Source organism: Pacificispira spongiicola (assembly GCF_012926505.1).
GTDB lineage: Bacteria > Pseudomonadota > Alphaproteobacteria > UBA8366 > Aestuariispiraceae > Pacificispira > Pacificispira spongiicola.
Window position 1 is genome coordinate 1 of sequence record NZ_JABBNT010000002.1, and the last position, 20,065, is coordinate 20,065.

The 20,065-nt window shown below is 56.9% G+C and carries 21 protein-coding genes; 14 read left to right on the forward strand and 7 right to left on the reverse strand.

Annotated elements, in window-relative coordinates; translation table 11 throughout:
• Window positions 1–111 precede the first annotated feature (111 nt).
• The 5 genes from HH303_RS05260 to HH303_RS05280 all read left to right on the forward strand — a co-directional run bounded on the left by HH303_RS05260 (window position 112) and on the right by HH303_RS05280 (window position 5,465).
• A complete protein-coding gene (locus HH303_RS05260; protein ID WP_169624196.1) occupies window positions 112–564 on the forward strand; it encodes a hypothetical protein in 453 nt (150 codons plus the stop codon).
• A gap of 71 nt (window positions 565–635) precedes the next feature.
• Complete coding sequence (locus tag HH303_RS05265; RefSeq protein WP_169624197.1) at window positions 636–2,645, forward strand: phage tail length tape measure family protein; 2,010 nt, start codon at window positions 636–638, stop codon at window positions 2,643–2,645.
• A 67-nt stretch (window positions 2,646–2,712) separates the two neighbouring features.
• Window positions 2,713–2,946, forward strand: coding sequence for a hypothetical protein (locus tag HH303_RS05270; protein WP_169624198.1), 234 nt, complete (start codon window positions 2,713–2,715; stop codon window positions 2,944–2,946).
• A 419-nt stretch (window positions 2,947–3,365) separates the two neighbouring features.
• On the forward strand, window positions 3,366–5,084 hold the full coding sequence (locus tag HH303_RS05275; RefSeq protein WP_169624199.1) for a DNA methyltransferase: 1,719 nt from the start codon (window positions 3,366–3,368) through the stop codon (window positions 5,082–5,084).
• 33 nt (window positions 5,085–5,117) lie between these two features.
• Window positions 5,118–5,465, forward strand: a complete 348-nt coding sequence (locus HH303_RS05280) for a hypothetical protein (RefSeq protein WP_169624200.1) — start codon at window positions 5,118–5,120, stop codon at window positions 5,463–5,465.
• A gap of 821 nt (window positions 5,466–6,286) precedes the next feature.
• Here HH303_RS05280 and HH303_RS05285 read toward each other — a convergent pair.
• Window positions 6,287–6,532: a helix-turn-helix domain-containing protein gene (locus tag HH303_RS05285; RefSeq protein ID WP_319637316.1), complete on the reverse strand. Its 246-nt coding sequence runs from the start codon at window positions 6,530–6,532 to the stop codon at window positions 6,287–6,289.
• Window positions 6,533–6,639: 107 nt separating this feature from the next.
• On the opposite strand from HH303_RS05285, the gene HH303_RS05290 reads away from it, so the two are divergent.
• The 6 genes from HH303_RS05290 to HH303_RS20255 all read left to right on the forward strand — a co-directional run bounded on the left by HH303_RS05290 (window position 6,640) and on the right by HH303_RS20255 (window position 12,359).
• Window positions 6,640–7,107 (forward strand): hypothetical protein, encoded by a 468-nt coding sequence (locus HH303_RS05290; RefSeq protein ID WP_169624201.1) that lies wholly within the window; start codon window positions 6,640–6,642, stop codon window positions 7,105–7,107.
• A 136-nt stretch (window positions 7,108–7,243) separates the two neighbouring features.
• The gene (locus tag HH303_RS05295; protein ID WP_169624202.1) at window positions 7,244–7,912 is read left to right on the forward strand and encodes a hypothetical protein; all 669 of its coding nucleotides are present in this window, start codon (window positions 7,244–7,246) and stop codon (window positions 7,910–7,912) included.
• A gap of 390 nt (window positions 7,913–8,302) precedes the next feature.
• Entirely contained in the window at window positions 8,303–9,118 is an 816-nt protein-coding gene (locus tag HH303_RS05300) for a DNA/RNA non-specific endonuclease (RefSeq protein WP_169624203.1), read from the forward strand.
• Window positions 9,119–9,163: 45 nt separating this feature from the next.
• Complete coding sequence (locus HH303_RS05305) at window positions 9,164–9,316, forward strand: hypothetical protein (protein WP_169624204.1); 153 nt, start codon at window positions 9,164–9,166, stop codon at window positions 9,314–9,316.
• Between the two features lie 72 nt (window positions 9,317–9,388).
• Complete coding sequence (locus HH303_RS05310) at window positions 9,389–9,700, forward strand: hypothetical protein (protein ID WP_169624205.1); 312 nt, start codon at window positions 9,389–9,391, stop codon at window positions 9,698–9,700.
• Window positions 9,701–10,538: 838 nt separating this feature from the next.
• Window positions 10,539–12,359, forward strand: a complete 1,821-nt coding sequence (locus HH303_RS20255; protein ID WP_169624206.1) for an ATP-binding protein — start codon at window positions 10,539–10,541, stop codon at window positions 12,357–12,359.
• A 38-nt stretch (window positions 12,360–12,397) separates the two neighbouring features.
• Here the strand turns inward: HH303_RS20255 and infA are convergent, their stop codons facing one another.
• On the reverse strand, window positions 12,398–12,616 hold the full coding sequence (gene infA, locus HH303_RS05320; protein ID WP_169624207.1) for a translation initiation factor IF-1: 219 nt from the start codon (window positions 12,614–12,616) through the stop codon (window positions 12,398–12,400).
• Window positions 12,617–12,966: 350 nt separating this feature from the next.
• Between infA and HH303_RS05325 the strand changes: the two genes are divergently transcribed.
• On the forward strand, window positions 12,967–13,473 hold the full coding sequence (locus HH303_RS05325) for a response regulator (protein WP_169624208.1): 507 nt from the start codon (window positions 12,967–12,969) through the stop codon (window positions 13,471–13,473).
• Here the strand turns inward: HH303_RS05325 and HH303_RS05330 are convergent.
• The 5 genes from HH303_RS05330 to HH303_RS05350 all read right to left on the reverse strand — a co-directional run bounded on the left by HH303_RS05330 (window position 13,422) and on the right by HH303_RS05350 (window position 17,775).
• Window positions 13,422–13,826: a DUF6285 domain-containing protein gene (locus HH303_RS05330; protein WP_169624209.1), complete on the reverse strand. Its 405-nt coding sequence runs from the start codon at window positions 13,824–13,826 to the stop codon at window positions 13,422–13,424. The two genes, HH303_RS05325 and HH303_RS05330, sit on opposite strands and share 52 nt — an antisense overlap.
• Window positions 13,823–14,872, reverse strand: coding sequence for a phosphotransferase family protein (locus HH303_RS05335; RefSeq protein ID WP_169624210.1), 1,050 nt, complete (start codon window positions 14,870–14,872; stop codon window positions 13,823–13,825). The genes HH303_RS05330 and HH303_RS05335 overlap by 4 nt, the downstream gene beginning before the upstream one ends.
• Window positions 14,873–14,997: 125 nt before the next feature.
• Window positions 14,998–15,312, reverse strand: coding sequence for an NIPSNAP family protein (locus HH303_RS05340; protein WP_169624211.1), 315 nt, complete (start codon window positions 15,310–15,312; stop codon window positions 14,998–15,000).
• Between the two features lie 22 nt (window positions 15,313–15,334).
• Entirely contained in the window at window positions 15,335–16,096 is a 762-nt protein-coding gene (locus HH303_RS05345; RefSeq protein WP_169624212.1) for an SDR family NAD(P)-dependent oxidoreductase, read from the reverse strand.
• Window positions 16,097–16,131: 35 nt separating this feature from the next.
• Window positions 16,132–17,775 (reverse strand): acyl-CoA synthetase, encoded by a 1,644-nt coding sequence (locus HH303_RS05350; RefSeq protein WP_227421592.1) that lies wholly within the window; start codon window positions 17,773–17,775, stop codon window positions 16,132–16,134.
• A 191-nt stretch (window positions 17,776–17,966) separates the two neighbouring features.
• On the opposite strand from HH303_RS05350, the gene HH303_RS05355 reads away from it, so the two are divergent.
• Together HH303_RS05355 and HH303_RS05360 are read left to right on the forward strand one after the other, a co-directional pair.
• Window positions 17,967–19,316, forward strand: a complete 1,350-nt coding sequence (locus HH303_RS05355; RefSeq protein ID WP_169624213.1) for a diguanylate cyclase domain-containing protein — start codon at window positions 17,967–17,969, stop codon at window positions 19,314–19,316.
• A gap of 84 nt (window positions 19,317–19,400) precedes the next feature.
• Window positions 19,401–20,063: a DsbA family oxidoreductase gene (locus tag HH303_RS05360; RefSeq protein ID WP_169624214.1), complete on the forward strand. Its 663-nt coding sequence runs from the start codon at window positions 19,401–19,403 to the stop codon at window positions 20,061–20,063.
• Window positions 20,064–20,065: the final 2 nt, after the last annotated feature.

Sequence of the window (20,065 nt, forward strand, 5' to 3'; positions counted from 1 at the left end):
GAGCTGCACCCGTCGCCCGCACCCTCGCCGCCCGCCCCCCACATGTGCGGGGTAGAGTCCGACCCGGCCACCAGGGGTAGGGGGTGTCAATTTCTAGGGGTTCGGAGCCCCATGTCCGGGCTCGGGCTAAATTTTCCGCAATGGCAAATAGAAAAATGGAAATCGACGATGGCTATTCGAGGGAAACACCCAGATTCACCGAACTTGCGGCTAATTACGGGAACGCACCGTAAGGATAGGCATGGCGAGATTTCAGCGACAAAAGCGAGTGTCCGATCTGCCCGCAAATCCTTCGGGAATCTTGAACAACCCGAAGGATTGAAAGGCGAAGCGCTCAAGGCGTGGAAGAAGTTCATCGCCCCCGCCGGATGGTTGGACGGGAGTCGAGAGCCTTCGGCCATCGCTTTTTGCGAACTATGGTCTGAATTCCGTTCGAACCCTTCGGAGTTCCTGGCTTCAAAACATGCGCAACTTCGCGGCTATATGGCGGATCTTGGAATTACTGACGAACGCAACCGGCCGGTCCGCGAAGAGGACGAGCGGGACGAGTTCTTCGACGACTGAAGGCTTGAGATTCAAGGAACTAAACGATGGCCATTGAACAAGTCGGCATGGCGGTGACGATTGAGGCGCAATTGGAGCGCTTCGACCGGAACATGAAGGCCAGCGGAGTCATTGTCGATACCGTCGCCACTGGCATGGATAAAGCGACGAAACGCGCCGCTACCAGCTTCAATCGGTTGGAGGGGGCGCTTAATCCGGCAGCCGCCGCGACACGTCGGTACGAAAGGGATGTTCAGCGCGTCAAAACCGCACTTGATAGCGGCGTAGTCAGTAACGAGCGTGCAGCACAGGTCTTGTCGCGTCTGGGGGATCAGTACGAGCGAGCATCACAAACCGGGTCCAATATGACTCGGTCCCTGGGGCAAAGCGCGCGCGGCTCCCGTCAGATGGGCATGGCTATTCAACAGGCCGGTTATCAGGTCGGTGACTTTGCGGTTCAGGTTGCTTCCGGTCAAAACCCGCTTCGCGCCTTCATCCAGCAGGGGACCCAGCTTGTCTCTATGTTTGGCCCGTGGGGTGCGGTTATCGGCGCGGCTGGTGCGGTCGTCGGGGCACTCGTGACCGCGTTTTGGGAGAGCAACGAGGCGGCGGAGACGGCGACCGACAAAATTGATGCGTTCGCGCTGGCCACCCAAAATATGGATTCGCTTGTCGCGCACGGTGCGAAATCCCTGGGAGAAATGCGAACGGCTTTTTCGCAATTGGATAGCACGATCCGGGAAATCGAAACCGTAAAAATACAGACCCAAATCGACACCACGAGGGCAGCGATGCGCGCCCTCGCGGTCGACGCGTCGCAGTATCGGAAATCGATCGAAGACATTTCCGATCTATCGTTCATGCCTTCGTCAGAATCCGGCCCGGTTCTAACGATTTCGGATGACGCCGCTCAGTTTGAATCCCAGATCAAAGAACTTAGTAAATCCATCGAGGCGGCGCGCAAGGCGGGCGACCTTGAAGCCGCCCAGGCGATGCTGAAGCGCCTGAACGAAATTCAGGAGCTCCAGCGTCGGTTGGACGCGCTCCAGAACAGTCTGGAAACACTGGGCGGCGGCGGGAAGGAATTTGGAGACGGCTTGTCGCCGGAAAAACAGTGGGATCGCGTCAAAAATGTGATGGCGTCCACACAAGGCGTCAATTCTCTGACCACCGGCGGACCGTCCCCGGAGTCTCAGGCAGTTTTCGACCGCGCCAACGCCAGTACCGACCGTTACCGGGACACGCTGGAACGGCTGAAAAAGGCGATGGAGGACGGCAAGGCGGTCGAGCTATCCGTCCGTACCGAACGGGAGCAGCACGCCGATACCCTGGAACGTCTGGATCGTCTCCTGATGCAGGGTGCTATCAGTCAGGAAACCTATAACCGGGCCGCTCAGAATGCGAACCGGACGCTGATGCAGTCGGACCCGGTGCTAAGTACGGTTGCTCATGGACTGGATTCCACGACAACCGGCTTGTTTCGGTTTGGTGATGCGGCGGAAAGCAATGCGGAGCGTGTGCGGAATGCGCTAGTCGGCATGTTGAACGACATCAGCGAGGAATTCGGTCGACGCGCACTGACTAACCCACTTCTCAATCTGCTGTTCGACGCTGGATTGCCGACGTTGACGGGATTGTTCAGCGGTGGTGGCGGAATCAACATCGCCAGCAACGCTCTTGCGTCCGGTTCCGTTCTGCCGCCTAGCCTTGCGGCTGGATTGTTCCACAGTGGCGGTATCGTCGGTAGTGGCGGTGTGCAGCGCGATGTCCCTGCGGCGCTGTTCGCAGAAGCCCCACGCTATCACAGCGGTGGCGTGGTTATGCCTGGAGAGGTTCCGGCAATCCTGAAACGTGACGAGGAAGTTCTGACGCGAAGCGATCCGCGACACCGCTACAATTTCGGTCGTGGTTCCGGCGCGGCCAGCGGCCCCACATTCAACATCGACGCGCGCGGTGCGGATCGCCAGGGCATGGCCGAACTTAGCGCTACGGTTCGTGCGTTGAACGGGAAAATAAATCGTATCGACGCCACTTTGGAGCCCCGCGCCGTCAAGTCGATGGTCGATACGCGACGCCGGAATCCGAAAATCTTCAGTGGATAAGCGAATGTGTTCGGAACCGATCAGAAACCACCCCGCATTCGTTTCACGAGAAGGTTTCGTCGCCTTCATGGCAGAAATCTGGCCCCATCTGGACCTATGTCTCGCCATCACAGAGGACTTCACGACGACCGGCGATGCGGGCCCCTATCGGCTCGGGGGAACACCCATTGAAATCGCTGACGACGCCGAATCTAAAGCGGCGTTACTGGAGCATATGGCGAGCCTGCTTCGGTGTTCCGCTCAGATCGTCCGCGCATCGGATTCCACGGTCTTCCACTTGATCGACGGCGGGAAGAAATAGCAGCTAGCTCTTTGCCTGCTAGGCTGCGCTATTGTGTTGACCGCAGATTGAGGCTTGGCCGCGCCCTAATGCCTCAGTCGGGCGGCACGGTCGGTGCGGAGACCGGAAGCCCAAAGCCTTTGTCTCCAAGAGACACATACCACAATGCATATATCCTTCAGCGGTTAATGCCGACAGGTAATGTAACGAGGGCGCAACCGAGGGAACAAGGGTTTGGTGAGCAGTGATCCGGGTGTTGAGTATCTACTTTTCAGGCAAGAATTCAAAACTGAGGTCGTTTCGTATGACCTATAACTTGTGCCTAAAAAATAAAACCATACTATATAATGAATTCATTCTTACAATTACCTAATATTATTTGACAGACCTCGAATAAACAAAAATCATTCAAGGGTTGTTAATGGTCGGGGGCGCCCATCATGAGTAACATCCTTTATTTTGGCGACAACTTAGAGATACTGCGTGAACGCGTGTCTGGTAACTCTGTCGACCTTATTTATCTGGATCCACCGTTCAACAGCCAAGCGCAATATAACGTGCTTTTTGAGAGTCCCGACGAAGATGCCGCTGCTGCTCAGGCGGGCGCGTTTCGAGACATGTGGGCGTGGGGTGAAGAGGCTGAGTCGGCCTACTCAGATGTTATGAAAATCGGGGGAGCTGTCGCGCGCTTTGTTGACGCCATGCGGTCAGCGCTTGGGGAAAGCGACCTTATGGCATACTTAGCGATGATGTCTGTCCGACTTATTGAGCTACGCAGGGTTCTCAAAGACGATGGAACTTTATATCTGCACTGCGATGCTAATGCTTCACATTATTTGAAAGTAATTCTAGACGGAATATTTGGAGCCAATCGATTTACTAATGAAATCATTTGGCAGAGGAGCAACGCAAAGAGTCACGCTTACAATAGGTTCTCTTCTGGTCATGATGCTCTCCTCATGTACCGTAAGGGCGATAAATTCACGTGGAACACTCAATACAAACCACACTCTGAAAAATATATAAAAAGCCACTACTCAAAGGTAGAGCCAAGTACTGGTCGAAACTATACATTGGGTGATTGCCTAAATCCAAATCCAAATAGGCCTAATCTAACATATGAGTGGAATGGACATGTTCGCGTTTGGCGGTGGAAGAAGGAAAAAATGCAGGCACTGCATAACCAAGGCCGTCTAGTATACACCAAGACCGGCATGCCGCGTTACAAGCGTTACCTCGATGAAATGAAAGGAACCCCCTTCACTACAGTATGGACCGACATCCCGCCTTTAAACTCGCAGGCTCGAGAACGTCTTGGATATCCAACGCAAAAGCCTTTAACCCTCTTGGAGAGAATAGTTTCCGCCTCTTCGAATGAAGGTGATGTTGTTTTGGACCCATTCTGCGGGTGCGGAACTACGATTGAGGCCGCTCAACGGCTAAATAGGGCGTGGATCGGAATCGATGTTGCTATTCATGCCGTAAAAGTTGTTGAAGGCCGTTTAGAGAAGGTTGCCAATGCAGGCAGATCGTATGGTCTGGAGGGTATTCCAAGAGACTTCGCGTCGGCGGTTCGACTTGCCGAGAAGGATAAGTATCAGTTCCAATGGTGGGCCAATTACCTCTTTAATCCCCATGCTCTTCGAGAACAGAAGCGTGGAGCCGATAGAGGGGTGGATGGTGAGCTGTATTTCCCGAATGGGCCAGGACGCCCTTGGGGGCGGATGCTTACGTCGGTGAAGGGCGGCGACAACATCGGCCCCGCGATGGTGAGAGACTTTCGAGGAGTGCTGGACCGCGAAAAGGCTGAGCTTGGTCTTTTTATTAGCCTACGGCGTCCGACTAAGTCGATGGTCGCGGAGGCGGCTTCTGCTGGCCTAGCCAAGACTGTGCATGGTTCGATTCCTCGCCTTCAGATCGTTTCCATAGAAGATTGGTTTTCTGGTAAAAAGCCTCAACTCCCACCGGTTGAGCACCTCCCCTCCGCTGCATTCTCTTCTACCGCACGAAAAGAAGCAAAAGCGCGCGACATTCCCGATCCAAGGCAGCCTGAACTTCCCCTTTCCTTCAAGGGCGGAAAGGCCAAAAGCGACACCGTCCTGCACTTTAACCCACGTATGATAGATTACGACGGAATTGACAGACGGGCAGCACAATAGAGTTTGTTGCCAGCGCAACAGGCCGATCACCTGATGTGGCGCAAGGAGGTGTGGGAGTGGATCAGGAATAGTGGAACAATTTGTTCCACTTTAACCGGGCGCGGGAACACAGCGTTCGCATCTGAAACCGCCGCCGCAATCGGCAAAACGAAACAAGACATCAACCGCGCTGTCTCACGAGCCGAAAAAATCGCCCCCGATGTTCTGGCGGAAGTATCCGGCACGGACCACGACAAGGGTGTGGAACTGGACGCGCTGAAGCGGCTGTCGCCAGACGAACAGCGGCAGGCTTTGCAATCATTCCTGAAAGTTACCTTTAGACGCGAGCGCCAGAGTTTCAATGTCATCAGGCGCGTATCGTTTGTGACGGGGGTAAATTAAACGCTCCAATAGCGGCGCAGACTTCGACCACCGAAGATACAAATCAAGACCCTTCGGCTTATCAGATAAAGTCATCCGAATTTCGCGATGCGTTCCAGGCGGAATAGCAGCGAAAACCGACGCGACGTTGTTTGGCGATCCAGAATCTATGTCCTTATGAAAGGATCGGTGGAGCGAACCATGAAGGTCAATTCCATGTGGGTAGGCATCAAACGCAAAATCGCCATCCGTCACCGCGTGGACGGTCTCTAGGATGATCGTTCGGCGGGATGGATTCTGAATCAGAAGGTAGAATTCTTCGTCACCGTCGTCCCGGCATAGCAATTCCGCCGTCGGAATGTTGCCGCTAACCTGTCGGATATATGTCAGGACCGCTATAGTGGCACTGACAAACGACACAACGATTGCCAGGACATCCATACCTTAACTCCTTCCGAAACCGCCCCGAATCCGACGATCATTTGAGCAGCAGGTCCTCGATTAACTCGATTACATATCCCCACGAATCAACAGCGTAGCAAAGCTGCCCAAAACGGCTGCCACAACAGCTATGAGCATTTCCCGGCCGGTCCGCCACCACACGGACCGGCGCTCCAATTGTTGCAGTCTCACGACAGACGCTTCCTTGACGATTAAAGACCAACTTTTATGACGCTCATCTAGATCGTGATCGGGCCCATAGAGGAGGCTGTCATTCAACAATACAAGAAATGCCCGGAGATCATCGACTGACGCGGAGTAAATCGCTGATTCAAGCTCGGGGGAGCGTTCCACCCGAAGAGCAGCGACAAGTGCCTGCAATCCCCGTGATCTATCCACGCTCACTCCTTCCGCAGCCTAACACCTGCCCCGCCCCCATTCTCAGGGATGAAGACGACGCCAGCGGCCTCTAGGGCGCTGCGCATCTTGTCGACGGTCGAAAGACGGATATCTCCGCCCGCCTCATAGCGAGTGACGGTATTCCGCCCCACGCTCGCAGCTTCTGCAAGCTGCGACGTTGACCAACCTAGCGCAGCGCGCCCCATACGACATTGTTCACGAGTCATCATTGGTGCAATTTGCACCATTTTGCACTTGACCGCAACAATTCTATGTGCACTCTATTTGGTGCATTTTGCACCACTAAAGGAATTGCGCTGCGTCCAGCCGGACGAACCAAGAGGGAGAGATTGAAATGAACACCGAAACGAAGACATCAACCCGCCGTTCCATCTTGAAAGGCAGTGCAGCGGCACTCGCCGGGATGGCATTAGTTCCCACGATGGCAAAGGCCGCTGCCGATCCACACCCGGTTTGGCTGGCCGAACTGACGGCCATTCGCGCCGAGGGCAAGAAACAGATCGAACCGCTTTACCGCGAAGCCGAAACGCGGTTTCCCGGCGAGCACAACGACATGGAACGAATTCGCTACTGCCTCGCCACGATCACCCCTGTCGCGGACGATTTCAGCGACAGGCACGGCGCGCGAGCGGCGGAACTGGAGCGACTGATCTTGACGACGCCCGCAAAGACCGTCGCCGGGATTAAGGCACAAGTCGGTATGGCCTGTGACGGGTCCAATATCAGCTCCGCGCTGTTTCCATCTTATGATCCTTGGGACGTTCTCCGCTCCTTGGAGGCATCGCTTGCCGAGATGGCATAAGCCGGACGACTGACGGGAACAGACGCCAATCACCCCCCGCCAATCGCCCGCACCCCCTAGTCACCTAGAGAAACCCGACTATGCACCGCGCCCGAAACAGCAACAAGGTCGGTCCTAGTCGGGGGGAGAACACAGAATGAAAACCGATATCACCCGCCGCGCCGCCCTGGCAGGCTCCACCGCCGCGATTTTTGCGGCTGGCATGGATACCGCCGAAGCGGCCCCCGTCGATCCGCACATCGCTTGGTTGGCCGAACTGGATCGCATTCACACTGTGCATGTAGCGCTGGGGAGCCAGGAAGACGTGCTTAACGGTGCCTTGCTCCGCGACTTGGGCGGGCTTGGTCCTGACGTAACGGTCAGCACGGGTACCTATGTGACGGACAGGCAAGCGATCATCGATATGCTGGATGGACTGCCGACGCCCGACGACCTGAAAGACCGGGACACGCTCAACCAAGTGTCGTTTCGTCGCCTCCGGCAGACGTGGGAAAAAGCCCTGGAAGAGTTCGACGCCAAGACGGCGCGCTTCGAAGCCCATCCGGCATATCAACGGATGAAGGAATGTAAGGGGCGGACTAACGACCTTATCGTTCAAGAGGAAAAGATTGCCCGGCTTATGGTCGATACCCCCGCCAAGACGCTGGCCGGTGTTCACGCCCAAATGGTCCTTCTCGAACAATGGATCGGTGACGATTTTGAGTATATAGACGCGCGGGATATTAAGCTCGCGGCCCGTATCCGTGAGACGCTGGCGACGATTATCGTAGAGCAAAAGCCGGGCGTGCTTCCCCGACTCGCCTAGCATGACAAACATGCAATTTCGGCCCCTGCCACGGCGGGGGCTTTTTCTTTGTGTGGTGAATGAGTGCAGGAAAAACCGCTGATATCCGCGTTTCATATCGCTATCGTCAGCCGCCTGTGATTTATTATCGATAAATTATACGCCCTATAAGGGAGTTGTCTCGATGCGCAGAATTTTCGCGCTCGCACTTTGTGCCCTAGCCCTCGTCGGCTGCGATGAGCGGACCGCAACCCCGCTGAGCGATGGAACCGTGGAACTGCGATACCATGATCCGTTTACGAACCACCCTCGCGCTGCTGCGTCTATCCTTCACTATGAAGCGATGGAATCGTGTCCCAACGGCTACGAGAAATTGACCGACCGCACCGAAACGAATGACGAGAAAAATCTATGGTACGTCTGGACCGTGCGCTGCAACTGAACCTCGATCCTAAAAGCTCCCATTCTGTAAAGGGAAAGCCGATGCGACATATGGTTATGGCGTTGCTAATCGGGCTTGCTGCGTTTGCCGCAGTTCCGGCACGGGCGGACACGATCATCCTGGATTATCCCGGATTTACGCTTTGGTACGATTGTGCAATCGGCGGAGCCGTCGCCGCGCGGTACGAGATTGGACCCGATACCGGCTCGTTAGAGCGCGACCACGCATTTTTCCTAGACGAGAATCTGCCTGACGACTGCAAGGGCCAAGTCAGCACGGACACATATGCTTCGGTCCCGAACGCCCCAGACGATTACGACCTGGGCCACCTCGTACCGGCCAATCATCTGGACGACAGGAAGGACGCAATCGCGGCGTCCAATGTCATGACCAACATCACGCCCCAGCAATCATCATTCAATCGTACCGGCGCATGGCGGAAGACAGAGAAGTTAATCGAATGCTGGCGAGACGAAACCGACAAAGGCCCGCTGATAATTTGGATTGCCGTTGTCTGGGGTACCGATGCGAGCAACGATCATTTCATACAGTCGCATGGAATCGTCACGCCCGACCGATTCATGAAATTAGTCTATCGGCCTGTGACGGGCGATGCCGTCGCCTGGGACTTCCCAAATGCTAAAATCCGATCTGGCGATACGTCAAATTATCTGACCACGCCTGCCGAAGTTATCAAGGCGCTGGGCGTGCCCCTGCATCTGGGCGGCATCGACATCGACAAGAAAACGACGACTTGGCCCGATCCAGGTTGCGATCAAGGGTGATCCTCAGTCGTGGACCCAAAAGACATATTCCGAACCGCAAAGATCTTGATCGATCAACATGGCGAAGACGCCTGCATTGAGGCCGCTGTCAACGCGGATCGCTTTCTCGACAAGGGCGATATTGAGGGAGCCGCAGTCTGGCGGAAAATTGTCAAAGCCATTGCCGATCTACAGGCCGAGACCGGGACGATCCACTAGAATTGCATGGGTCACGCCATGAATAATATGGGGTACGATCAAGGTTAGCTATTTCAGTTGAAGGCCACACACATGACTAACTTCCTGAATGAAAAAACCGCCCGTGATCAGGGAAGGCAGCAAAGCCTATCACCCGAACAGGCCACCGCTGGCTTCACCGCAGCCGCGTCCAAAGTTGTCGGATGGTTGCTGGTTATCATCGGCATCGGTGGATCGGCAATCACTGCCCTTACGCTCGCCGTCTCTGAGGGCGCGATCCGTGCGACCGACGCCGTATCACTCGTTGCGCCGTTCTTCGCGTTAGGATTGGCTGGGCTGCTATTTGCCGTTCTCGGGCGCGCCCTTGATTTGCTTCATAGAATTGCCGACGGGAAACGCACCTAGCCTCCCAATTGGCGCGCCCCCTAGCATTTAATCAGAAGTGAGGTTTTCGTATGTGCAGCGATTTTTCCGACGAGGTAGCTCGTCTCGATCGAATACTTGGTATCGAGACCCCGCGTCAAAACGCTACGCCTCCTGATTCCCAAGGCGAGTATCAACTAAAACCACCCAAAATATCGGTGATGCGGCCATGGCCTGCCGCGATGGACGTTAAAACAGCGTGTGCCTATTGCGGAAATCTGTCGCCCACAATGCTGCGAACACATGCACCGCCACCAAGGAGAATCGGCGGGCGGAGAGTTTGGCTAAAGGATCAGTTGGACGATTGGCTGCTACGCCTTCCTGGCGCACATTCGATAGATCCTCTTGAACCGCAGGATTGGCCCGACGATTAGCAGTAAATAGTGCGGCCCGTTTGTCCTGCGCTCAAGCGCTGTTTTAAGGGTGGGTCAAAACGTGGGTTTTATAAATATACCAGAAATAACTAATTGTTTTTCAATACAATTGAGCGGACACCCTGTCCGCCAGATTTTCGATGCGCGCCGCCGCCCGCCAACCCGGCGCGCATGGCTTCGGGTTCGAACTTCGTTTCTCTCCCTCCGCCAGATTTCCATATCTCACGGCCATTCGTTTCGCTCTTGCCTCTGATGGGCCGTTACCATAGCGAAAGGCATGGTAACGAATGCTTGAACGGGCGGACTCGTCAAATATCGAGTACGATCCTTGGGGAACCCGGCAGTATACATAGATTTTACAATGCCATTCCGGGAACGGTAGAAAAAATCGATAGATCGGTCACCGTCCTACGAACCGGTGAACGGGTTGTTTGAGAGGGGTATGCGTGACAAAGACCGCTGCCAGAACCGCACTTGTTCTCGTAGCCTTTGGCGCGATCGCGATTCTTTTGACCTTCGTCATTAACTTGGCCGGAAATGCCCGCAATCAGGAGGAAACTCGTATCCAGGAATCCGTAACCGGGTTTGCGCGTGCCCTGGACCACGAACTCTTCACATCGATACAGCAATTGCAGGCGCTATCCGCTTTTGTCGATTCCAGTGAATTCGTCAGTTCGGACGAATTTCACCATTTCATTCAGCGCACGGATATTTTCTCTCGGGTCGGACTATTAAGATCGGTTGCTCTGGCGGCGGTGCTGAAAGACGAAGATATGGAGGCGTATCGGGCGTGGAGCGGGAACACTCGTCCACCGGTCGTGTCGGACGGCATGCCGAAAGTTCATGCGCCGATAATCTTCCAACTCGGGTCGCCGTCCCTCGCAATCCCCGGCATCGGCGACGACCTCATCCATTTGGATGGTGTGGCGGCGGCCGCGCAACTGGCGGAAGGCAGCGCGACCCCGACAATCACGGTCCTAGAGCCGGACGCCGGATCAAAGACCAAGCCTCGCCCCATCGTCGCGCTGATTATCCCACTTCACACATCGGCCAGCATCGGTTTTCCGAAAATAGGTCAGGACGGGCGGAGCGACGGGAACGTCGTTCTGATTTTCGCCGAACTTTATCTGGAACGGGCGATGCGGGATCTTTTGCACAGTATCGTTAGCCTCAACACATACCGTATCCGCCTTGTCGACCTTTCCGGCGATACGGCCGTCCAACTTTATGAATCGGCGACCATTGCCGAGTATGAAAAGCCAATCGACACCCGAGATATCGAACGGGCCGGTCGCCGCTGGCAAATCCAATTATACAAACCGTTCGGGGAAATTCCTCCGGCGCCCGGTAATATTTTCATTCTCTTTGGGGTTTTGGGGATCGGGTTGATCATCGCGCTCGCCATCGTCATCGACCGTTTGATGCAAATTCAGCGGTCCCTGGAAAACGAGGTCCTATCCCGAACGGAAGAGTTGCGTAGCGTCAATATGGAATTGAAGCTCGTCGCGCATCAGGCACAGAACGAAAGTGCCGCGAAGTCCCGCTTTCTGGCGCATATGAGCCACGAGCTCAGAACACCACTCAACGCGATCATCGGGTTTTCCCAGATTCTGGAAGGCGAGCATCTGGGGCCGCTTGGGAATGAAAACTACCGCGATTATGTCAAAATGATCTCCCAGGCCGGAAAGGCGCAATTGGCCCTCGTGGATGGTATTCTTACCATCGCAGATGCCGGGAACGATCATCTTTACATCGATACGACCGCATCGGCCTGTGACATTGTCGCGTTGGTAGGCAGTTGCGTTCAAAAACGCCAATGCGATGCAGAAAAGAAAAAGATTTCCCTTGAATACGATGCGCCCGAAAACGACGCCATGTTCCTGTGTCCGCCGAAAACGGTCAGTAGGATTTTCGACAACGTCCTATCCAATGCCTTGAAATACACGGATAAAGGCGGTTCTGTCAGAGTGACCGTCACAGAGAACGAAGCTGCCGGAACCTTCTCCATAACCGTTTCGGATACAGGCATCGGCATGGATCAGGCCCTGCTCGACAGGGTCCTGAATCCGTTCGAATCCAATGGGTTGAATCCCTATACGGCGAGAAGCGGTGCGGGGATCGGCTTGGCCTCCGCCAACAACCTCATCAACCGGTGCGGCGGCAGCCTGTCGATCGACTCGACGCCGGGTCAGGGTACGACCGTGACGTTGCTGTTTCGCTTCGATCGCGCCGCGCACAACGACGAAAACCGCAAACCTCCCCAATAAGCGGAGTTTTGCGGCCGTTTCCAGTCGGAATACGCGCCTTATTTATGGCGGAACGTAATACGGCCCTTGGTCAGGTCGTAGGGCGTCATTTCAACGTCGACCTTATCGCCGACCATGACGCGGATGCGGAATTTACGCATCTTCCCCGCAGTATGAGCAATGATTTCATGCCCATTCTCAAGCTCGACCCGAAACGTTGCGTTGGGCAGCTTTTCCACCACGGTACCTTGAAACTCGATCAGTTCTTCTTTCGACATATATGCCGTCCAGGCTCTTTCCTTCGTTATTAGGATCGGGGGAACCCGGCCCTTTCAGATGCGCGGAATACGCCACGCGGCCGCAAGGGCCGTCAATCGTGTCGATCCCGACGGTTTCCGTCTCGTTGACCGAAGCCGCCTGCCCGCCCTGTGGGAACGGGGTCCCGATCGTCGAGGAAGCGCGCGTAGGGTATGGTCTAAAACACTCGGAAAAACAAGCCCCGGCGGGCCGCGTTGTGAAGTGGCCGAACCATTCCGCCCAAAAAACGCTGACCGTCGGTCTTTAGGCGGGTGACAATCGACTGATTAAACGCCAACATTGATTCCGGGAAAAGCGGAGCGTTGGGGTTATGACCTATGATTTAAGCGAGTTGTCCGTCCTTGTCGTGGATGATGACGTGTTCGTTTTGAAGATGATGCGGTCATTGCTGAACGGCTTCGGAATCGTCAAGGTCCGAACCGTCGGAAACTCCGTCATGGCCTTGTCGGAATTGGAGTCAGAGGGCGCGGATATCGTCTTCGTCGATTGGGATATGTCGCCGGAAAACGGCATCGAGTTCACCAAAATGCTGCGCCTGGGTGATTACAGCCCAGATCGATACGTCCCGATCATCATCATGACGGGGCATACGGAACGATCCCTTGTCCTGTCCGCCCGCGATGCCGGTGTGAACGAATTCCTGGCGAAACCGATGACGGTTCGCTCCCTGTATCAGCGCATCATGTCCGTGATCGAACGGCCCCGCCCCTTCGTCCGGTCACCGGACTATTTCGGTCCCGACCGTCGACGCATCACCGACCCGAACTACAAGGGCCCCGACCGCCGGGCATCGTCTGACGAACTGGTCGATATCTGATCCGCCGCCTTCAGATAATCCGGGTTCACCAAGGCCAGACGGTCCCTTACGTCTTCCATCAGCGTCTCATAGAGCCGTAGAGCACCATCTGGATCGTCAAAATCACCGTTTCGGATCGCGGCACACAGATCACCTACCGTCGCCCCGGTCGGCAGAATCCGCTCCATCCGGCGGGCCTGCCGCTCCCGCAGGCCACCAGCATCCTCCAAATCCCGTTCCGCACAGCCCAGGGCGGCCAAGATCATCAACGCATCCAACTGCTTTTCTTCCGGCAGCGACGGCATCAATTCCTGACGAAAAACATCTGCGGCGGCACGCAGAAGATCGGCGGTGTGCGGCTTATCCGGTGTCATGCTCCCGTCCTCTCCGGTGCGGTCATCCGCAGAATCTCCAACTCCAGTTCCGCAGGTCGACGCCCGGTCAAACCAAGGTCGAGCGTCCGCTCCCCGCCGACAAGATAGCGGTTCACCTGCTGCAGCGCGATCACCGCCCACCGCAGATGGGCATAGACTTCCCACCAAAACGCTTTCCGCGGGTCGATGGAAATGCCGCTTTCCGCCTCGTATCCGCACCGAAACGCTTCCCGTGTTCCGATGCCGCCCGCCGGCAAGTCGCGTCGGGCGAAACGCCAGCACATGCCATGAAACCAGCCGATATCCTCATGACGGTCCGACCAACCAGCGAATTCCCAGTCCAGAATCGCGGTCAATCCCGCCTCATCCAGCATATAGTTGCCGGTGCGAAAATCGTGATGGGCCAGGACGATTTCCGCCGGTGCCGGTTTGTGCCGGTATAACCAGCGAAACGCCCATTCCAGGACAGGCCGTTGCGCGCCCATTTTATCCAGAAATCCGCGCATCGCGGCCAATTCCGCTTCTGCCGCGTCGATGGGCGGCGGTTGAAGGAAATCAAAACGATGGGATTTCGGCGTGATCTTGTGAATGCGCGCCAGTTCCCGCCCCAACCGTTCGGTCAACGCGTCCCGGTCGCCGCCGATCCGTTCGTCCCGTGTGATTTTCTGTCCCAATGCCGTGCCGCGCACCCGGCGCATCAGGCAGAAATCCTTGCCGATCACCGATTTGTCGGTCACGCAGGCCATCGGTTCCGGGACGGTCACGCCCAAATCCCAAGCGGCGCGCAGTAGCTCAAATTCCTGCGCGCGTCCCAGGCTGATTTCCACACCGGTCGGGCTATCCGTGCGCAAAACGCATTCCAGACGTTCCGGACCGCCACTCTCCCTTTGGATGGTCAGATCGACGGCCCAGTTTTCCTGAATCGCGCCGCCGGAAAGCGGCCATAGCCCGTCTATCGAGATGTCCGTGGCCAACAATGGGGCTTTCAGGCTTTCCGCTACTCTGGCCTGGGCTTCAGCATTTCCGGCCAAACCGACGCCTGTCATTTCTCGGCACTCTCCATCACCCGGCTCATCATTCTATTTCCGTCAGGAATAGCCGCTTCCACAGCCCGATACAGCGTATCGGCGACCTGTATCTTCGTAATGGAGACGATTGTCTGAAGCGACGATCAGGGTTTGAAGAACGGCGCCGGCGAAACGATCTTGTTCTGCATCTTTTGCAGCAGCGGCAGAGCGGCTTTCAGATACTCGCCCCAGCCCGGCTCCGCCGCAAGCTGCGCGCGCTTGGCAGCGCGGTCAGAAAGATCGTCGTATTTCCAGATATGCACGACCTGGTTCAGCTCACCGATATCCATGGATACGTACCAACCGACAGGCTCCCCCAGATATTTACGTTGAAGCGGGAAACCCTTTTCCTCGTATACCTTCAGGAAATCGTTCAGTTTTCCGGGGATGACGTCATAGGTACGATGATCGAAAATCATGGGGATTCTCCTAATGATGAAATCAGGGGGTAACGAGAGAATGACCGCCGTCGACGGTCATGATTTGGCCAGTCATCCAGGCAGACGCGTCGGTAGACAGATACAGCAAGGCGCCATCTAGGTCTTCCGGTTTGCCGAAGCGCCGGATCGGGATTTCCCGCATCATCTCCCGCCCCGCATCGCTCTCCAAAAAGGCGCGGTTCAGGTCGGTGACGATATAGCCGGGAGCAATGGCGTTCACGCGGATTCCGTATTTCGCCCATTCATAGGCAAGCGCCCGCGTCATATGCGACAGGCCCGCCTTGGACACGCAATACGAAATCTCCGTCTTCGAGACACGGTCGGCAAGCAGGCTGGAGATATTGACGATCGTCCCGGATTTCTGTGCGCTCATTCGCTTGGCGCAGGCCTTGGCCATGAAAAACGCGCCCTTCAGATTGACGTCCAGGACCGCATCCCAGTCTTCTTCGGTCTGTGACAGGGACGGCTTTACAATGACGGTCCCGGCATTGTTCACAAGCAGGTCGATCCCGCCCAAGGCGCTATCCGCCGCCGCCACGCATTCTTCGATCGACTCGGTATCCGCGATGTCCAGGGCGACCGGCAGGGTTCGGCGACCGGTCTCCGCGGCGATTTTCTCCGCCTCTTCCGTCAAACGGTCTTCGCGGCGCGCGGCGAGGACGATATCGGCACCGGCCCGCGCCAGAGTCCAGGCAAAGTGCCGCCCAAAGCCGCTGGACGCCCCAGTCACAAGCGCACGTTTACCGTCGAGCCGCAATTCCATGACTCCCTCCAGGTCTTTACCGGTATCCGCCCGCCTTACAGGTCCCTCGCCTGGGACCGCAGCACGAATTTCTGAATCTTGCCGGTCGCCGTTTTGGGCAGCGGCCCGAAGATCACCTTCGTCGGCGCCTTGTATCGCGCCATGTTGTTCTTGCAATAGTCGATGACGTCTTGCGCGCTCAACGCATCTTCATGCCCCGGTGCCATGGTGACATAGGCGCAGGGCGTTTCACCCCACTTCTCGTCCGGCGCGGCGACCACCGCGGCTTCCATGATATGTGGATGACGGAACAAGACCTCTTCGACTTCCAAGGAAGATATGTTTTCCCCGCCGGAAATGATGATGTCCTTGGCGCGGTCCTTGACCTCGATATAACCGTCTTCATGCATCACGGCCAAATCCCCGGTATTCAGCCAGCCGCCTTTCAAGGCCTCCGCCGTTGCCGTCGGGTTCTTCAAATATCCGCGCATGACGGTATTCGACCGGATCATCAGCATGCCGATGGTCTCTCCGTCGGGGGGAACGTCTTCGAAGGTTTCCGGATCCGCGACCCGTTGCCCGTCGAGCGCGACCATGGCCACGCCTTGCCGCGCCATCAGCGGTGCGCGCTGGTCCAGGGGCATATCGTCCCATTCCGGCTGCCAGGCGCAGACCGTGGACGGGCCGTAGCATTCGGTCATGCCGTACATATGGGTGACGTTGAAGCCCATCGCCTCCATCTTCGCAATCACGGCGGACGGTGGCGCGGCCCCGCCGGTGCAGACTTCAACCCGCTGCGGGAATTCGCATTTCTGGCTGTCCGGCGCGTGAATCAGCATGGTCAGTACGATCGGCGCGCCGCACATATGGGTGACCTTGTAGTCCCGAAGCATCGGGAAGATCAGCGCCGGATCGACGCGGCGCAGGCAGACATGCGTCCCGCAGGCCGCCGTCACGGCCCAGGTATAGGTCCAGCCGTTGCAATGAAACATCGGCAAGGTCCATAGATAGACCGACCGACTGTTCAACTGGAACGTCAGGGCGTTCGACATGGCGTTCAGATAGGCGCCGCGGTGATGATAGACGACGCCTTTCGGGTTCCCGGTGGTGCCGGATGTGTAATTGAGCGCCAGGGCGTCCCATTCGTCGACGGGCGGGTCGTGGCGGAAATCGGGATCGCCTTCCGCATCCAGCATCGTTTCGTAGTCGGTCGTGCCGACGCGCGGGCCTTCCGGCGCTTCCGGATCGATAATATCGACGATGATCTCCGGCTTATTCTTGGTGATCTTCAGCGCCTCGCCCATCACATCGTTCAGGGAACATTCGGACAGCACCGCTTTCGATTCCCCATGCTCCAGAATGAAGGCAAGCGTCGGCGCGTCCAGCCGCGTGTTCAACGCATTCAGGACCGCACCGATCATCGGGACCGCATAGTGCGCTTCCAACAATGCCGGGATATTCGGCGACAGAACGGAAACCGTATCCCCACGCCCGATGCCGCGCGCCTTCAAGGCCGAGGCAAACCGCCGGACCCGTTCCAGAAACTGCGCATAGGTATATCGGATATCGCCATGAATGACGGCCGTGCGGTTCGGATAGACAGTCGCGGCGCGGATCAGGAACCCGACAGGCGATAACGGGACGTAATTCGCCGGTCCCTTGTCCAAATCCGTGTCGAAAATCGTTTCCAAACCGGACATCGCTGCGCTTCCTCCCCTGATGCCCCGTCCTTGGCTTCCCCATTATTACGCGGAAGGGGGATTTCGCTCGCAACGGGGAAACGTTTTGATATCTTTGTTGATGAGTAGGCCGACAAGGTCAAGGGTGATCGCAGCGTTGCTTCGGTCGTCGAATGCGGCGCGCAACGCGTGTCGACCGAGAGGGAGTATTTATGCAGACCCGACATATAGCCTATATCCTTATCGGCGATCCCGACCCTGACAGGGCGCTCTCCCTTTCCGATACGCTGACCCGTGCCGGATATCGCTGCATCCAGGCATCCGACTACAACACCGTTCTGGGCCTCGTGGACAAACGCCGACCGGATTTGGTGCTCCTATCCGGTTTCACCGGGGCACCGACCGATATGGATATTGCGGGCGCGTTGAAATCCGCAAGCGCGACCGAGAACATTCCCGTCGTGCTGCTGAATTCCGATATGTCCGACGATACGATGGCCCTGGGCAAGGAAATCGGCGTCGACGATATCTTGCCGAACGGGGCCAGTGACGGCGAAATCCTGACCCGCCTGCCCCGCCTGATCCGGTCGTCCGTGATGTTCGCGGAACTGGCCCGGCGCTGCGACACCGCGCGGGATATGGGGCTGGACGTTGATCCGCGCACCTATCACCGGCACTACACCGACGCGCCCTTGGTGATGGCCGTCGCTTTTGGAACGGGCGATTTAGATGGGCTGGGGGACGCGTTGGACGCATCGGGCCTGGATTGTCGGCGGGAAGCCGATCCCTACAAGGCTGCCGACCGCCTGCACGAAGAACGGTTCGACGCTGTTGTCGTCGCGACGGGACTTGGCACGAACAACCTGGAACGGGTGCAGTATCTCTGTTCGCATATCCGCAGCAACCCGCGCCTGTTCAACCTGCCAATCCTGGTCCTGTCGGATGGTGGTAGCGAGGAAATGGACGCACTGTATCGGGGCGGCGCGGCGATCGTGCTGCCGTCCTCCTCCTCCGCCCTGCGGATCGCGACCTATATTCATATGCTTGTCGCCCGCCAGCGTCAGAAATGGTCCTTGCGCGATGCCTTCGTCGCGACCCGTAAGGGCGATGCCGCCGATAAGTGCGGAAAGGCGTATTCTGCGGCATTCTGGGACGCCCATCTGGCGCGCGACCTGAAGAATGCGGAAGAGCGCGGCCGGAACCTGTCCGTCGCCTATATCACCGTTCCCACCCTGCCCCGGATCCTCGAAGAATATGGGGAGGAAAACGCCGACATCCTGGCGCAGCAACTGGCGGACTGGATGAACGGCATGACACGTATCGAAGATACCGTCGCGCGCATCCGTCAGGACGCTTTCGCGATCCTGCTGCCCGATACGTCGGAATATGAGGCGAACCGCGTCGTGCATCGCATTATCGGGATTCTGCATACATCCGAATTTCATCTGGGCGAGGAAGTCATGCAGGTCATCCATGCCTGGGTCGAAGGCGGCGTTGCGGGGCTTCAAGCGGGCGACAATCCAGCATCACTGTTGGATCGCGCCCGTGCCGCAGCCCTCTAATATTTTGGGGTCGGAATACTTACGACCGGGTCACATCCCCGTGACCGTGCTGGACCAGTCGAACACGCGACCTATGTGAGCGGTATGGTTACGATAGAAATATACGCGGACCCGATCTGTCCCTGGTGCTTCATCGGTAAAAAGCGCCTTGAAGCGGCGCTTGCCCTGCGCCCGGATGTGAAGACCGAAATACGCTGGCGCACCTTCCAACTGAATCCCGACATGCCCAGCGACGGAATGGAACGACAAAGCTATTTGAGTGCCAAATTCGGCGGGGCCGGTCGCGCGAACGAGATTTATTCCCACATCCGCAAGGTCGGCGAGCAGGTCGGCATTCCCTTCGCCTTCGACCGAATTCACCGTACGCCGAATACGATGAAGGCGCATCGCCTGATCCGCTATGCCCAGACCCAGGAAGACGCATCCGGCCCGACCGGCATGACCGACCGGCTGGTCGAGTCGCTCTACACCTCATATTTCCTAAATGGGGCGGATATCGGGTCGGACGAAATCCTGTTGGATTTGGCGGAAGACGCCGGTTTGGCTCGAAGCGCGGTACAGACCTATCTGGATGGGCGGCTGAACGAAGCCGAACTCCAATCGGAAGACATGTTGGCCCGACGCTTGGGCATCGGCGGCGTGCCATGCTTCATCGTCGACGGTCGATATGCCCTGTCCGGCGCTCAGGAACCTGAAGCCTTCCTGCCCTTGCTTGAAATGGCGATGCAGGAAGCCGCCGTCGAATAACC